Origin of the sequence: Candidatus Pelagibacter sp. HIMB1695 (assembly GCF_052047655.1) — a bacterium.
In the GTDB taxonomy this organism is placed as follows: domain Bacteria; phylum Pseudomonadota; class Alphaproteobacteria; order Pelagibacterales; family Pelagibacteraceae; genus Pelagibacter.
In genome coordinates this window covers 241,568-255,585 of the sequence record NZ_JBNAJT010000001.1, presented here as the reverse complement: position 1 = coordinate 255,585, position 14,018 = coordinate 241,568, and the positions used below count along the sequence as shown (strand labels likewise).

At 27.4% G+C, this 14,018-nt stretch carries 19 protein-coding genes and 2 tRNA genes; 11 read left to right on the top strand and 10 right to left on the bottom strand.

The window, feature by feature from the left end:
* The first annotated feature begins 2 nt into the window (after positions 1–2).
* Complete coding sequence (locus ACTTAX_RS01465; protein ID WP_440692301.1) at positions 3–773, top strand: MBL fold metallo-hydrolase; 771 nt, start codon at positions 3–5, stop codon at positions 771–773.
* Here the strand turns inward: ACTTAX_RS01465 and ACTTAX_RS01460 are convergent.
* From ACTTAX_RS01460 to ACTTAX_RS01450, 3 genes are read right to left on the bottom strand one after another with little or no spacing between them, the layout of a single operon-like run.
* Entirely contained in the window at positions 768–1,310 is a 543-nt protein-coding gene (locus ACTTAX_RS01460) for a glutathione peroxidase (protein ID WP_440692299.1), read from the bottom strand. The two genes, ACTTAX_RS01465 and ACTTAX_RS01460, sit on opposite strands and share 6 nt — an antisense overlap.
* On the bottom strand, positions 1,307–2,488 hold the full coding sequence (nhaA, locus tag ACTTAX_RS01455; protein WP_440692298.1) for a Na+/H+ antiporter NhaA: 1,182 nt from the start codon (positions 2,486–2,488) through the stop codon (positions 1,307–1,309). The genes ACTTAX_RS01460 and nhaA overlap by 4 nt, the downstream gene beginning before the upstream one ends.
* 4 nt (positions 2,489–2,492) lie before the next feature.
* A complete protein-coding gene (locus ACTTAX_RS01450) occupies positions 2,493–2,978 on the bottom strand; it encodes a zinc-ribbon domain-containing protein (RefSeq protein ID WP_440692296.1) in 486 nt (161 codons plus the stop codon).
* Positions 2,979–3,072: 94 nt separating this feature from the next.
* On the opposite strand from ACTTAX_RS01450, the gene ACTTAX_RS01445 reads away from it, so the two are divergent.
* The 7 genes from ACTTAX_RS01445 (at position 3,073) to ACTTAX_RS01415 (ending at position 6,789) form a co-directional block, all read left to right on the top strand.
* Positions 3,073–3,149, top strand: a tRNA-Pro gene (locus ACTTAX_RS01445).
* Between the two features lie 5 nt (positions 3,150–3,154).
* Complete coding sequence (locus tag ACTTAX_RS01440) at positions 3,155–3,436, top strand: ETC complex I subunit (protein ID WP_440692295.1); 282 nt, start codon at positions 3,155–3,157, stop codon at positions 3,434–3,436.
* Positions 3,437–3,439: 3 nt separating this feature from the next.
* Entirely contained in the window at positions 3,440–4,432 is a 993-nt protein-coding gene (locus tag ACTTAX_RS01435; RefSeq protein WP_440692293.1) for a putative transporter, read from the top strand.
* The gene (glpX, locus tag ACTTAX_RS01430) at positions 4,432–5,388 is read left to right on the top strand and encodes a class II fructose-bisphosphatase (protein ID WP_440692291.1); all 957 of its coding nucleotides are present in this window, start codon (positions 4,432–4,434) and stop codon (positions 5,386–5,388) included. Before ACTTAX_RS01435 ends, glpX begins: the two co-directional genes overlap by 1 nt.
* Positions 5,389–5,419: 31 nt before the next feature.
* Positions 5,420–5,494: transfer RNA gene (locus ACTTAX_RS01425), tRNA-Glu, on the top strand.
* Between the two features lie 3 nt (positions 5,495–5,497).
* Positions 5,498–5,746: a GIY-YIG nuclease family protein gene (locus ACTTAX_RS01420; RefSeq protein WP_440692289.1), complete on the top strand. Its 249-nt coding sequence runs from the start codon at positions 5,498–5,500 to the stop codon at positions 5,744–5,746.
* Positions 5,743–6,789: a glycosyltransferase family 4 protein gene (locus ACTTAX_RS01415; RefSeq protein ID WP_440692287.1), complete on the top strand. Its 1,047-nt coding sequence runs from the start codon at positions 5,743–5,745 to the stop codon at positions 6,787–6,789. The genes ACTTAX_RS01420 and ACTTAX_RS01415 overlap by 4 nt, the downstream gene beginning before the upstream one ends.
* Here the strand turns inward: ACTTAX_RS01415 and ACTTAX_RS01410 are convergent.
* Positions 6,779–7,693, bottom strand: coding sequence for a site-specific integrase (locus tag ACTTAX_RS01410; protein WP_440692286.1), 915 nt, complete (start codon positions 7,691–7,693; stop codon positions 6,779–6,781). The genes ACTTAX_RS01415 and ACTTAX_RS01410 overlap by 11 nt on opposite strands.
* 77 nt (positions 7,694–7,770) lie before the next feature.
* Here ACTTAX_RS01410 and ACTTAX_RS01405 point away from each other — a divergent pair, with 77 nt between their 5' ends.
* From ACTTAX_RS01405 to ACTTAX_RS01395, 3 genes are read left to right on the top strand one after another with little or no spacing between them, the layout of a single operon-like run.
* On the top strand, positions 7,771–7,971 hold the full coding sequence (locus ACTTAX_RS01405; RefSeq protein ID WP_440692284.1) for a DUF6356 family protein: 201 nt from the start codon (positions 7,771–7,773) through the stop codon (positions 7,969–7,971).
* A 35-nt stretch (positions 7,972–8,006) separates the two neighbouring features.
* Positions 8,007–8,444: an N-acetyltransferase family protein gene (locus ACTTAX_RS01400; RefSeq protein ID WP_440692283.1), complete on the top strand. Its 438-nt coding sequence runs from the start codon at positions 8,007–8,009 to the stop codon at positions 8,442–8,444.
* On the top strand, positions 8,425–8,700 hold the full coding sequence (locus tag ACTTAX_RS01395) for a methylated-DNA--[protein]-cysteine S-methyltransferase (protein ID WP_440618399.1): 276 nt from the start codon (positions 8,425–8,427) through the stop codon (positions 8,698–8,700). The genes ACTTAX_RS01400 and ACTTAX_RS01395 overlap by 20 nt, the downstream gene beginning before the upstream one ends.
* A 544-nt stretch (positions 8,701–9,244) precedes the next feature.
* Here the strand turns inward: ACTTAX_RS01395 and ACTTAX_RS01390 are convergent.
* Genes ACTTAX_RS01390 through rpsI form a run of 6 tightly spaced genes read right to left on the bottom strand, consistent with a single transcriptional unit; the run spans position 9,245 to position 14,018 of the window.
* Positions 9,245–10,096, bottom strand: coding sequence for a DMT family transporter (locus ACTTAX_RS01390; protein ID WP_440692282.1), 852 nt, complete (start codon positions 10,094–10,096; stop codon positions 9,245–9,247).
* A 16-nt stretch (positions 10,097–10,112) separates the two neighbouring features.
* Positions 10,113–11,015 (bottom strand): AEC family transporter, encoded by a 903-nt coding sequence (locus ACTTAX_RS01385; protein WP_440692280.1) that lies wholly within the window; start codon positions 11,013–11,015, stop codon positions 10,113–10,115.
* Entirely contained in the window at positions 11,015–12,307 is a 1,293-nt protein-coding gene (locus ACTTAX_RS01380; protein ID WP_440692279.1) for a homoserine dehydrogenase, read from the bottom strand. Before ACTTAX_RS01380 ends, ACTTAX_RS01385 begins: the two co-directional genes overlap by 1 nt.
* Entirely contained in the window at positions 12,304–12,528 is a 225-nt protein-coding gene (locus ACTTAX_RS01375) for a hypothetical protein (protein WP_440692277.1), read from the bottom strand. The genes ACTTAX_RS01380 and ACTTAX_RS01375 overlap by 4 nt, the downstream gene beginning before the upstream one ends.
* The gene (gene argC, locus ACTTAX_RS01370) at positions 12,525–13,547 is read right to left on the bottom strand and encodes an N-acetyl-gamma-glutamyl-phosphate reductase (RefSeq protein WP_440692276.1); all 1,023 of its coding nucleotides are present in this window, start codon (positions 13,545–13,547) and stop codon (positions 12,525–12,527) included. The genes ACTTAX_RS01375 and argC overlap by 4 nt, the downstream gene beginning before the upstream one ends.
* 33 nt (positions 13,548–13,580) lie before the next feature.
* Positions 13,581–14,018, bottom strand: coding sequence for a 30S ribosomal protein S9 (gene rpsI / locus ACTTAX_RS01365; RefSeq protein WP_440633395.1), 438 nt, complete (start codon positions 14,016–14,018; stop codon positions 13,581–13,583).

Sequence of the window (14,018 nt, the reverse complement as noted above, 5' to 3'; positions counted from 1 at the left end):
ATATGAAATTTATTATTTTAGGCTGTGGTAGTTCAATGGGTGTACCAAGACCAGATGGTTTTTTTGGAAATTGTGACCCAAATAATAAAAAAAATTACAGAACAAGATGCTCAGCTTTATTGAAAACTACTGATGAAAATATACTAATAGATACCTCTCCTGATTTAAGACAACAACTTTTAAGACATAAAATTAAAAAAATTAATAAAGTTCTTTTCTCGCATATGCATGGAGATCAAACTCATGGAATTAATGATTTAAGATCTTTTTATATAAATAGTAGAAAACAAATTAATGTTTATGCAGATATAGATACTTCCAAATATCTTAAAAATTCATTTTCATACATTTTCAAAAGTTACTCAAAAGAATATCCAGCAACATTAAATATAAATAAATTGCCAAAAAATATTTATACAAGAAATAAGAATAAAAAAATTAATATTCAATCTATTACGGTTGAGCATGGCAAAGTAAATTCAAATTGTTTTATTATTGATAAAAAATTAGCTTATATCAGTGATGTTAGCAAAATTTATGAAAAGGATTTTAAATATTTTAAAAACTTAAAATATTTAATAATTGATTGTTTGTGGTACAATTTTCATCCATCACATTTCAATTTAGAAAATTCACTTAATATAATAAAAATATTTAAACCTAAAAAAGCTATTCTAACAAATTTATCACCTGTGTTAGATTATAAGGAACTTAAAAAGTTATTACCTAAGAATGTTTTACCTGCTTATGATGGTTTAACTTTAGAATTATAAAATATTTTCAATTGATTTAATCAACTTTTTTGACATTGGTTTAGTAAAAGATGCAAATGTATCTTCAACTTTTCCTTCTTTGTTAATTAAAATTTTATGAAAATTCCATTTTGGAACAGCAGATTTACCATGATTATCTTTTGCCCACTTGAAAAGTTCATGAGCATTTTCTCCTTTAACTTCTGTGATTGTAGTTAGTGGAAAATTGATATTGAAATTTACTTCACAGAACTCTTTTACATCTGCATTATTTTTTTTTTCTTGATTAAAAGAGTTTGAGGGGACTCCAAGAACAACTAAACCTTTATTTTTATATAAATCCCATAATTCCTGCAATTCATCATATTGTTTGGTAAAACCACAAAAACTAGCTGTATTAACTACTAGAATAACTTTATCTTTGTAATCATTTAGATTTATTGTTTCACCGGTAATGCTTTGAATAGTGAAATCATAAAACTTTTTTTCATAGTTTGCTGTTGCTGAGGTTTTAAAAAAAAACATAAATATTGAAAATAGAAATACTACTTTTCTCATTTCTTAGGTTTATTTGGAGTAAGTAATATTAAAAAATAACCAAATAAAGTGGATAATAGCGAACCAGTCAAAACGCCTATTTTTACACCATCAATATATTGCATGTTTTCAACAAAAGCCAAATTTCCTACAAACAAACTCATTGTAAAACCAATACCAGTAAGAACTCCAACTCCATAAAAATTGTACCAACTTGTATCGTTTGGCATTTGGGCTACTTTTAATTTTATTGATATATACGAGAATACAAATACACCAAGTTGTTTACCCAAGAATAAACCGAGCACAATACCTAGTGGAACCTTATCTAACAATGAAGCAAAAGATAAACCTTCAAGAGATACACCCGCATTTGCAAATGCAAATAAAGGCATTATACCAAAGGCAACATACGGACTAATTGCATGTTCTATTTTTATCAATAATGAAAAATCTTTGTCTTTTTTTCTATGAGGTATTGTCATAGCCAACAAAACACCAGCTATTGTAGCGTGGATACCTGAATTATGGGTAAAATCCCAAAGAAAAAGTCCAACAACTAAATATGGTAAAAATTTTTTAATATTAAATTTATTTATTAATAACAAAACAATAAAAGCTAATAGCATTAGGGTTAAATATTTTATGCTTAAATCTCCAGAGTAGAATAGGGCAATAATTACTATCGCTCCTAAATCATCAATTATAGCCAAAGCAGTTAAGAATACTTTTAATGATAACGGAACTCTTTTTCCAAGCAATGATAAAACTCCTAAAGAAAAAGCTATATCTGTAGCTGATGGTATTGCCCATCCATTTAAAGTTTCACTGTCTCCTAAATTTATGAAAACATAAAATAATGCAGGTACCAACATTCCTCCCACAGCAGCGATGATTGGCAGTAAAGCTTGTTTAATATTGGAAAGTTCACCTTGTAAAAATTCTCTTTTTATTTCCAAAGTAACAAAGAAAAAGAATATTGCCATTAAGGCATCATTGATCCAATGTAATACTGATAATTTTAATCCAAAATTGTTTATACCTATAAATAAATACTTATTTAAGGTAGCAAAATATAAATTTGCTAGACCAGAGTTGCTTATAAATAATGCAATTATTGCAGCAAACAATAATACAAGACCACTTGCAGCTTCTAATTTAAAGAACCATCTAAATGGTTTAGATATATAATTAATCATAAAATTAAATTAGGTCTATAATAAATAGTTTTATATCTTTCAAGGTTTCAAAAAGGTTAAATAATATAATTTCTAATCCTGGAAAAACATTGATTAGTAGATTTTTTAAAGTATCAAGCAAAATAATTAAAGCAACAGAAGATATAATAAATACAATTAAATAAGAGAATATTTTGAAATCTTTATTAGCAGATTTTTCAACAGACTTTGATATTTCATTTGATTTTTCTTCTTTTGTTTCAGTTTTATTTTTTTCTTCTTTCGGTAACTGTTTGCTAAATTCAAAATTTTTGTCTTTTTTTTCAGCAATTTGCTCTGGTTTATCTTTAGTTATATTTTCATTTAATGTTAATGGTTCTTTTTTTTCATTTTCCGGTTTATAAAACCAAATTCTTTCACATGTGCCGCATTGCAGTTCTCGTCCTTCTTGAGGAATTAATGACTCATCAATTTTGAACTGTTTCTTTTCACAAGGGCAGGTAATTATCATGCTTCGTTATATACCAGATTTTATCGAAATTTCTTTTATTTTAGGCTTCTTTATACGTTGAAATTATCAATAACTACTGTATTAGTACATCGATCGGAGTGTAGCGCAGCCTGGTAGCGCATCTGGTTTGGGACCAGAGGGTCGCAGGTTCGAATCCTGCCACTCCGACCATTATTATGAAAAAAGCTATAATTTACATTCCAAACAAAAACCCAATGCAATCTGGATTAGCAAAAAATGAAAAATGGATATTGGAATTTAAAACTAAAGATCCCACTAAGAATCCTTTGATGGGTTGGGAAAGCTCAACTGATACTTATTCAGAATTAAAGTTAGAATTTTCAAATAAAGAATTAGCTATCAATTATGCAAAAAAAAAGAAAATAGAGTTTGAATTAATTGAACCTAGAAAAAGAAAAACTGTAAAAAAATCCTACGCTGATAATTTTTTAAAATAGAAAATGTTTAGATTTTTTACTCAAAAACATTGGCTTCTTTGGTCATGGATTGGTTCAGCAATAATATTATCATCACTCTGGATACAGGTAAAAATTGATGTAAAAATCAATGAATGGTTTGGTGAATTTTATGACATGATACAAAAAGCCTTAGGTGCACCAAACTCAATTACAATTGATGAATATTGGGCAAGCTTATTATCTTTTATAACACTGGCTGCTTTTTACGTTGGTGTTGCAGTTATAGTTAGTTTTTTTACTTCACACTATTTATTCAGATGGAGAACTGCTATGGTTGAATGGTATCATAGCGTTTATGATAAAGCTCGAAAAATAGAAGGAGCCGCACAAAGAGTACAAGAGGACACAATAAAATTTTCTAGGATAATGGAGTCTCTTGGAACAAGTTTAATTGAGGCTCTAATGATTCTTATAGAGTTTATGCCAATTTTATTTGGATTAAGTGTCGGAATACCAATATTTTTTTTTGGTGACTGGGACTATGGTTTAATTGTTGGTGCTCTATTTTGGTCTGTAGGAGGAACTATATTTTTAATTCTACTTGGATTAATTTTAAGATTAGTTGGTGTTGAATACGATCTTCAAAAAAAAGAAGCAGCATATAGAAAAATATTAGTTATCGCAGAGGATGATGGAACAGTAAGACCTAAAACAATAGAAGAACTATTCGATGGAGTTAGAAGCATACATTTCTTAAGCTACATTAGGTATTTATACTTCAATATAGGAAGAATTGCTTATTTGCAGGCTAATGTATTATCAGCATATGTATTTTTAGCTCCAGCAATTGTAGCAGGAGCAGTAACTCTAGGTGTAATGCAGCAAATAATTAGAGCCTTTGGAAGGGTAGAGGGTTCCATGCAATATATTTTAAAAGCATGGCCAACAATTATTGAGCTTGCAAGCGTATATAAACGTTTAAGAGAGTTTGAATCAAAAATTAACCAAGACGAATTAATCGATGAAAAAATTTAATGACAATAGATAAAATATTTGTCGATAAATTTGTTAATGTAACTTCTAAAGCAGCAATAGCTTCATATTCTTTAGTAGGAAAAAAAGATAAAATTGCAGCTGATAAAGCTGCCGTTGACTCTATGCGTGAAGAACTAAATAAACTTAGTATTCATGGTAAAATTGTAATTGGTGAGGGAGAATTAGACGAAGCTCCAATGCTTTATATAGGAGAAGAGCTTGGTCAAATGAATGGACCAGAATTTGATATTGCTGTTGATCCATTAGAAGGAACCAATTTTGCAGCAAATAACTTACCTGGTGCTTTATGTGTGCTCGCAGTGTCGGCAAAAAATAATTTATTCAATGCACCAGAAACATATATGCAAAAAATTTCAGCAAATGTACATGAAAATGAAGTTATTGATTTAGATTATTCAATTAAAAAAAATATTTTTAATTTGAGTGAATATTTGAATAAATCTCCTGAAAATATAACAGCCTGCTTATTAGATAGGCCTAGACATAGAGAAATTATTGAAGAATTAAAAGATTTAAAAGTTAATTTAAAATTAATTACAGATGGAGATGTTTCGGGTGCTTTATTGGTTACAGATAAAAAATATGGTGTTGATATTTTTCTTGGTACTGGTGGTGGGCCTGAGGGTGTTTTAGCGGCCTCTGCCTTGGATGCTTATAATTGCACCTTTCAAGGAAGATTTCTTTTTAAAAGTGATGAAGAAAAACTAAGAGCAAAGAAAATGGGTATAAATGATTTTGCAAAAAAATATAATTTAGACGAAATTATTACAGGAGATTCTATTTTTTGTGCCACAGGTATTACTTCTGGGGATTTAGTAAAAGGGGTTGAAATTAATGATAATGAGTATTTAACTGAAACGCTAGTTACCCATAAGTCAACAGGCTTGAAAAAAGTAATTATTACAAAAAATTTATTAAATGATAAGCTTGATTAATCATCTCTTTTACAATAAAAAACAGCTTTTTGGTCCCTTCGTCTATCGGTTAGGACACGTGGTTTTCATCCTCGAAAGAGGGGTTCGATTCCCCTAGGGACCGCCATTTATGACATATTACGTATATATGTTAAAATCTATCAATAATAACAAATCTAATAAGTCTTACGTTGGATATACTAGCAATCTTTCAGAAAGAATAAATAAACACAATAGCAACAAGGGTGCAAAATCCACAAGAGGTTACAAATGGGTTTTAATATATAAAAGATATTTCAAAGACAAATCGAAGGCGATGTCTTATGAATATAAACTTAAGAAAGATAGAAAAAAAAGAGCTATTTTATTAGATAAATGAAAATAGGAATATTGTTACCGTATAAGGAGAATTATTCACCCAACTATCCTGGATCTATATCAATTTTTCTTAAAGATGTAATTAATTTTAGTACCTTTAAAAAAAATATAACAATATATGGCAGCACAAATTATTCAAATAGATTTTCAAAAAATTATATTAACATTGATCTTAAAAAAAAATTATTTTCAAGCTTAACTAAACAGTATTTGAAAAAATTTATTGATAAAACATCAAATAAAAAAATTGATATTTTAGAAATTCACAACAGACCAAACTATGTAAAATATCTTTTAAAAAGTTTTGATAACATAGTTTTATACTTTCATAATGACCCGACAAAGCAAAAGGGTTCAAAAACAAAATCTGAAAGACTTAATCTAATTAAAAATTTAAAATTTATAGTTTTTAATAGTCAATGGACAAAAAAAAAGTTTTTAACTAATTTAAATATCACGAAAAATTTAAAAAAAAAATTGTTAGTAATTCATCAATCCACCAATAAATGTAAAGTTAAATTACAGAGTAAAGAAAAAATTATATGCTTTATAGGTAGATTAAATTCATCAAAAGGATATGATTTATTTGGTAAAGCTGTAATTAAAATTTTAGATAAGTATTTAAATTGGAAAGCTATTGTTATTGGAGATGAACCAAGAGAGGAATTAGATTTTAATCATAAAAATTTAAAAAAATTGGGTTTTAAGAAACATAATTATGTTATGAATTTACTAAAAAAAGTAAGCATTTGTGTAGTACCATCAAGATGGGAAGAGCCATTTGGTCGTACTGCTTTAGAAGCTAGTAGTCGGGGTTGTGCTTTAATAGTCAGTAATAGAGGTGGATTAAAAGAGGCTTCAAAGCATTCAATTAAATTAAAACAACTTTCTTATCAATCTGTTTTCAACGCAATAAACAAATTAATTAAATACCCCGATTTAATGAAAAAGTTACAAAAAGATTCTTTAAAAAATTTTATATTAACTCATCAATTTATTTCAAAAAAAATAGACTCATATCGAAATGAAATAATTAAAACTTAATTTTATTTAATGCGTTATTTTTAAATAAGTTTGCTTCTTTTATATATCTTCTGACCATTTCTGTTGATTTATGACCTGTCATATTCATTATACTTCTTTCTTCAGCTCCAGCTTCAGCTGCAGATGTGGCAAATCCTGATCTTAAACTGTGACCCGCATATTTATTACTATCAAAACCTGCTAAATTTGAGTATTTCTTTATTATTAAGGCTATTGTTTTATCTGAAACATTAAAAATTTTTCCAGTTTTAATTTTTTTTTCATTTAACCAGTTTTTCAAAGTTTTTACGGGACAATAAATTTCGTTATCAAAGTAGGGTATAGCTTTTATTGACCCTTCTCCAGATTGGTCAGTTTTTGATCTTTTAATAAAAATTTTAACACCTTCATTTACGAATTCTAAATCTTCATAATCGATATTCACTAATTCTGATCTTCTAAATCCTCCAGAAAACCCAATTAGTAATATTGCTTTATCTCTTAATCTCTTATTAATATTCCCTTTGGTATTTTCTAATACATTAATAATTAATTTTAAATCATTGATTAATAATGGTTTTTTACCTTTTTGATTGATACCAAATTTCCTTTTAATACCCATTAAATTTTCAACAATTATAGGATGTTTGGTGTCCAGATAATGACCCTTTAATTTATGTAATATGCCTATTGATGCTATCCTTCTTTTTAAAGTGCTGTATTTAGATGTAGATGAAAGTTGAGTTAAATATAATGACAATATTTTTGGATTAGCTGGCATTTCTTTAAATCCGTTTTGACTGCAAAAATTTGTAAAATCTTTAAAATCAGCTTGATAAGCTCTTAATGTATTTGAGGCTTTTGAGTTTTTTAAATTGTTAATTGTTTCAAATTCTAAATTTTTTATATTTATTAAATTAGACATAATTTCCGATAACCATTAATTATCGGAAATAATATATTAATAGAATTTATAAGTCAATATCTATATTTTAATTAATTATGATAAAAAAATCTAAACAACATCTTAATTCAGTTAATGAAACTTATAGTGAGCACATGGTTGTGGCCACAAAAGTAAGTTTTATAATGCTAATTGGAGGTTTAATGGCTTTAATTCATGGATTTATACCGGCATTGTTTGAAAAAAGTGCAAGTGATAAGATTAAAAAATTATATAATTACATAAATCAAAAAAGATAATAATTACAATAATTTATAAAATATAATTAATATAAATGATTAGAAAAATTCAAAGAAAAGATAAAGAAAATTGGATAAAATTATATTGTGGGTATGCTAGATTTTATAAAGTTCCTATGAAACAAGAGATTTTAGACACTTTATGGAGTTGGATACACGACGAAAATCATGTTGTTAATGGAATTTGTTACGAAATTGAAGATAAAATTGTTGGAATTGCACACTATAGAACAATGCCAAGACCAATTAAAGGTCAATATATTGGATTTTTAGAAGATTTATTTGTTGATGAACATTTTAGAGGTCAGAAAATAGCTCAAAAACTTATAAAATACCTAGAATCTTTATCTAAAGAAAATAATTGGGACGGAATTCGTTGGATAACCCACTCTTCCAATGAGACGGCGAAAAAATTATATGATAAGATTGCTAAAAATACAGGATTTGAATTATATGAACTTAAAAGGGACTAAATTTCAGATAAAAGTTTGGAATTACTTAAAAAAAATACCTAAGGGAGAAGTCAGAACTTACCTCCAGGTGGCAAAAGCTATTGGAAAGCCAAAGGCACATAGAGCAGTTGCAAATGCAGTTGGTAAAAATCCATATCCTCCAAAAATACCTTGTCATAGGGTAATTAGGACTGATGGATCACTCGGAGGGTACTCAGGAAAAGGTGGAATTAAGACTAAACTGCGTTTGCTTAGATCTGAAAAAGTAGACATTTAAGGTTAAAAAAGTGTTGAAAATAAAGGTTTTTAGGCAATTTTCACACATAATCACGTAAATAGTGCTTTTCACCCTTCAGTTGTACCATATAACTAAACATAACTAAATAAATACCCTCTATGGGCGATTAAAGAGCATATTCTATTACTGCATTGCTCTATTTTTCAATGATATCAACCCTTTTTTAATGTCTTAGATTTTCTGTATTTTACAGTTTTTTTAAGCCGCCTGCCCTACAATTTTTGATGAAAAAATATACGTTAGAATTTTATTAGTAAAAAACTGTTGAAATTAAACACTTCTAGCAATTTATATTATTTTTAAACTCTATTAACTAAATTTAGTGTTTTTTACATATCTATTTGATCCAAAAAAGCGCTTAATATAAATGATTTTAATTAAAAAACTAAAATATTACTCTACTTCAGTAAGTTTTAATGCATTTTAATTATATTTATATACAAATAATTAATTAAATAATTACAATAATTTAATTAAATATATTAATGTAAAACATTAATAATTAGTATACAAATAAATACTATTAATTACTTCTTTTTAAAATGTATTCTCTTCTGGTTATATAGAGACCACTTAAGACAATTATAAAAAGACCTAAGTAAGTCCAATTATCAGGTAATTCATGGAAGAAATAATAGCTAATTAATATGTTTGTTATGATTTCTGTATAGCCCAAAGGAGCTAATTTTGAGGCATCAGCATATTTGAGTGATAAAATTAAGAAAAGATGGGCTACAGAGGCTATAAGGCCTATTAAAGCCATTAAAATCCACTGATTTGTAGTGGGATTTACCCATACAGAAGGCATAAATAAGCTAATAATAACTGTTCCTATTAACCCAGAAAGCAAAAGTGTTAAAAGAGGGTTGTCTGAAGTGCTAAGTTTTCTAGTTATAATAAGGTAAAATCCATAGCAAATTCCATTACCTAAAGCAGCTAAAGTAGCTAAATTAAGTTCAATAAATCCAGGTCTAATGACAATCAAAGTGCCAACAAATCCTAATGATACAGCAGTCCATCTTTTTACCCCTACTTTCTCATTTAAAAAAAATGGAGATAAAGCTGTTACACAAATTGGTGCTACAAATGCTAACGTTAAAGCTTTAGGGAGTGAAATTTCAGATATAGAATAAAAGAATAAATACGTAGAAAAAACAAATATCAAACCTCTTATTAGTTGAAGAGCTGGTTTTTTAGTCCAAACTAATGACTGCCTATAAAATATTAGCATTAAAGACAAAGTAAAAACTACGGTAAAAAAATATCTAGCCCATGTTATTTGCAAAACATCCATTGATGAGCTTAAATATTTTGCAAACGCATCCATAACAGGGACAATCATCCAAGCAGACGCATTTAAAATTATAGCCTTCACAGCTGAAAGATATATCTTAATAGAAGTATTTTAAAGCAAAGAATACAACTATTGGAACTGTAACAAATGACATTAATGTAGAAACAACAATGGTGCTGGCGATGTTATCTACTATTTCCTTTGGCGAGTACATTGATCCAATTAAATAATTTAAAATAGCGCTTGGCATAGCAGATTGAATTAAAATAACGCCTGCGCCAAATCCAGAAAGATCGAAAAAAATTATAATTAAAAAACCAATTATAGGTCCGATGATTACTCTTCCAATAGAAGCAATAATTGAGTTAGTGAAAGAAAAAACTTTTAATTTTGTTAATGCAATTCCTAATGACATCAATATTAAAACAATTGCAGTATATGTTAATAATTCAGTTAAATTAATAATTGCTTTGGGCATCTCCAGGTCAAAATAAATAAATGTAACTGAAAATATAATTGCGTAAAAAGGTGGATTTTTAATTAAAATATTAAAATCAAATTTTCTGTCAGCCAGAAACACTCCTAATGTAAAGTGAAGTAAAATTATAAGCGAAGATATTGATGCGGCTATCCCTAAACCTTGCGAACCATAAGCAAAAAGACAAATAGGAATACCCATATTCCCATTATTAGGAAGAAGAAAGACTGGGATTTCTCTAATGATATCTTTAGTTTTTAATAAATGCAAAATAATCAAGCCTGTTAAACCAAAACCAGCAATAGCAATTAAATAATAAATAAAATAACTGGTATATTGTTCAAATGTTATACCTGTAGAAGTAATCGAATATATAACCATTGCAGGTGTACCAACATTTGAAGCAAAAGTAGTTATAAAGGAATTATCAAAATCTGGTTTTTTCTTGCCCAGATAATATCCAATCCCTACAACAAAAAATACAGGAAATAATACTTCAATAAGTTTGAAATATATTTCCATTAATCAAGTAATCTAATTAACGTAGGTGATTTTAAGATATTCTTATTTTTTTTAAATATAGATAAACAGCTATTACAATTTAATTCCGTAGTTTTATGAGTGACTATTACGATTGTAGCTTTATTATTTTTTTTATCTGGAGTTTGAATTAATCTTTTTACAGAAATTTTATATTTAGCTAAACGATTGGTTATTTGAGATAAAACACCTGGTTTATCTTTAACTTCAAATCTTAAATATAGAGAATTAACATAATTATTTACGTTGTAAGTCTTTAAAGATTTTAGCTTATTTACACTTACACCAAATGGCTTTTTGATGTTTCCTCTTAATATAGATAATAAGTCAGATAATAAAGATGATGAAGTAGGACCTGGTCCAGCACCCTCCCCTTGTAATACACTTTCTCCTACTGGCTTACCATTAAGGATCACAGCATTCATTACTCCATTTACATTACCAATATATGATTTTTTACTTACAAGACATGGATGAACAGTTTCAAAAAGTTGATTATTTTTGAGTTCAGAGATACCCAGTAGTTTAATTCTTAAATCTAATTGATTTGCAATTTTAATATCTTTTAAATCAATTTTTTCTATTCCTTCCATTAAACATTTTTTATTTGATATTTTACTATTAAAAGCCAAAGCAGATAAAATTCTTACTTTTGCGAATGCGTCAAAACCATTTAAATCTAACTTAGGATTACCAGGTTCTGCATATCCAAGCAGCTGAGCTTTTTTCAAAACATCTATAAAATTTTGCTCAGAATTTTCCATCTCTGATAATATATAATTTGAAGTACCATTTAAAATTCCATAAACTTTAGATAATTTATTAGTAGCTAATCCTTCTTTAATAGATCTCAATATCGGTATCCCGCCAGCAACAGATGCTTCGAATTCTAAATTGACATTATTTTTTTCAGCTAGTTTTGCTAAATTGTTTCCATGTTTTGAAATTAAAGCTTTGTTTGGTGTAATTACATGAATTTTATTCTTTAAAGCAGTTTCAACTAATTTTTTAGAAACTCCATCAGATTGTCCGATTACTTCAAATAATATATCAACTTTTTCTTTTTTAAATATTTCAAAAGGGTTTTTATAAAAAATTTTTCTATTAATTTTATATTTTCTTTTTTTATTAATATTTTTTGCAGAAATAGCTACTACATTAACTCTTTTGCCTGTTTTAAGTTCAATATCTTTTTTTTTAACAATTAGTTCATTAAATAAATAATTACCAACTTGACCAAGTCCAACAACTGCAACATTCACTATATTATTCATTTGCTTATATCTGGATATTTACTTTTTTTAGTATAGTCATCTATATAAATCTCATATTCTTCTAATGTCATTTTTGTTATATCGTCTGACTTTTTAAGTATTTCAGTTATTTTTTTTTGATTTTTTTTATTTTCAGCAGGATGTTCTGTCCAATACTGAGAATCTTTATTTAAAGAACAACTACATAAAAAAATTAGAAAAATAATTAACAAATATTTCATTTTAAAGCAGTTCTTTCGGGAAAATTAAATTTATTATTTAAATTTTGAACAGCCTGACCTGCTCCACCTTTGATTAAATTATCTATTGCAGAAATAATGATTATTTTATTTTTATATTTTGATTTACACACCGTGATAAAGCAATTGTTTGTATTGATAACATCATTTGTGCTCAAGAGTTTATCAGAGTCTAATATTTTAACAAAATTTTCTCCCTTATAAAACATCTCAAGTGTTTTGATGATTTTTGATTGATTTATATTTTTTTCTAAATCTAAATAAATTGTACTTAATATACCTCTAAACATTGGAGATAAATGTGGAGTAAAACTAAATTGAAAATTTTTATTCGTAAATTTGCATAAAAATTGATGAATTTCAGAATTATGTCTATGAAAACCAACACCATAAGCACTTAAAGACTCGTATAAATTCTTATCTTTATATTTTTTATGAACTCCTCTACCGGCACCAGAATATCCAGATTTTGAATCAATAATTATATTGTCTAATTTAACTAATTTTTTTTTAATTAGCGGAACAAGAGGTAATAATATTGATGTTGGGTAACATCCTGGACATGAAATAATATTGTGATTTTTTAATTCATCACGATTTATTTCTGGCAAACAATAAATGCTTTTCTTCTGTAGTTTTGGAGCACGATGTTTTTGTTTATACCATTTTAAATAATCATTAGCTTTTTTTAATCTAAAATCTGCTGCTAAATCAATTAGAGTAATATTATCATTAAGTTTTTTTGCTATATCTTGAGCTTCACCATTTGGTAGAGCTGTAAAAACAACATCAATACCATTTAACAATTTAGGATTAAATTTTACAATTTTAGGTAATTTTTTTTTTAATAAAGATTTATCATAATAAGAAATATTTTTTCCAACAGACGAATTTCCACATAGATATCTAATATTAATATATTTGTGGTTAACTAATAACTTGATTAATTGAACACCAATATATCCTGTAGATCCGGCAACTAATGCATTAAGCTTAGACATTTTTTATTATAGCAGTTTAAATTGTAAAAAAAATTATCTTTTAGAAAACTGGAAGCTTCTTCTAGCTTTTCTTCTACCTGGTTTTTTTCTCTCAACAGCTCTAGAGTCTCTAGTTGTAAGCTTTTCAGTTTTCAATGTTGTTTTTAAATTTTCATCAAAGAGAACTAAAGCTTTAGAAATACCATGAACCATTGCTCCTGCTTGACCTGTAGGTCCACCACCTTTTACACTACATCTAACATCATAATCTGTAGCTTGATTTATAATCTCAAAAGGTCTTGTAATTTGCATTTTATGAATTTCATCAGCAAAATATTCATTATATAATTTGCCATTTACATAAATTTTACCAGAACCTTTTTTTAACCAAACTTTCGCTATTGAAGTTTTTCTTCTACCTGTCGCGTACTTACTATCTTTAAAATCTAACTTTAATTTTGGAGTTTTTATGTTTGATTGTACGTTTTCCAT

Excerpts from the sequence above, each read along its gene's own strand:
- ACTTAX_RS01465 (WP_440692301.1), top strand. The coding sequence starts at position 3 with ATGAAATTTATTATTTTAGGCTGTGGTAGTTCAATGGGTGTACCAAGA.
- ACTTAX_RS01460 (WP_440692299.1), bottom strand. The coding sequence starts at position 1,310 with ATGAGAAAAGTAGTATTTCTATTTTCAATATTTATGTTTTTTTTTAAA.
- nhaA (WP_440692298.1), bottom strand. The coding sequence starts at position 2,488 with ATGATTAATTATATATCTAAACCATTTAGATGGTTCTTTAAATTAGAA.
- ACTTAX_RS01450 (WP_440692296.1), bottom strand. The coding sequence starts at position 2,978 with ATGATAATTACCTGCCCTTGTGAAAAGAAACAGTTCAAAATTGATGAG.
- ACTTAX_RS01440 (WP_440692295.1), top strand. The coding sequence starts at position 3,155 with ATGAAAAAAGCTATAATTTACATTCCAAACAAAAACCCAATGCAATCT.
- ACTTAX_RS01435 (WP_440692293.1), top strand. The coding sequence starts at position 3,440 with ATGTTTAGATTTTTTACTCAAAAACATTGGCTTCTTTGGTCATGGATT.
- glpX (WP_440692291.1), top strand. The coding sequence starts at position 4,432 with ATGACAATAGATAAAATATTTGTCGATAAATTTGTTAATGTAACTTCT.
- ACTTAX_RS01420 (WP_440692289.1), top strand. The coding sequence starts at position 5,498 with ATGACATATTACGTATATATGTTAAAATCTATCAATAATAACAAATCT.
- ACTTAX_RS01415 (WP_440692287.1), top strand. The coding sequence starts at position 5,743 with ATGAAAATAGGAATATTGTTACCGTATAAGGAGAATTATTCACCCAAC.
- ACTTAX_RS01410 (WP_440692286.1), bottom strand. The coding sequence starts at position 7,693 with ATGTCTAATTTAATAAATATAAAAAATTTAGAATTTGAAACAATTAAC.
- ACTTAX_RS01405 (WP_440692284.1), top strand. The coding sequence starts at position 7,771 with ATGATAAAAAAATCTAAACAACATCTTAATTCAGTTAATGAAACTTAT.
- ACTTAX_RS01400 (WP_440692283.1), top strand. The coding sequence starts at position 8,007 with ATGATTAGAAAAATTCAAAGAAAAGATAAAGAAAATTGGATAAAATTA.
- ACTTAX_RS01395 (WP_440618399.1), top strand. The coding sequence starts at position 8,425 with ATGAACTTAAAAGGGACTAAATTTCAGATAAAAGTTTGGAATTACTTA.
- ACTTAX_RS01385 (WP_440692280.1), bottom strand. The coding sequence starts at position 11,015 with ATGGAAATATATTTCAAACTTATTGAAGTATTATTTCCTGTATTTTTT.
- ACTTAX_RS01380 (WP_440692279.1), bottom strand. The coding sequence starts at position 12,307 with ATGAATAATATAGTGAATGTTGCAGTTGTTGGACTTGGTCAAGTTGGT.
- ACTTAX_RS01375 (WP_440692277.1), bottom strand. The coding sequence starts at position 12,528 with ATGAAATATTTGTTAATTATTTTTCTAATTTTTTTATGTAGTTGTTCT.
- argC (WP_440692276.1), bottom strand. The coding sequence starts at position 13,547 with ATGTCTAAGCTTAATGCATTAGTTGCCGGATCTACAGGATATATTGGT.
- rpsI (WP_440633395.1), bottom strand. The coding sequence starts at position 14,018 with ATGGAAAACGTACAATCAAACATAAAAACTCCAAAATTAAAGTTAGAT.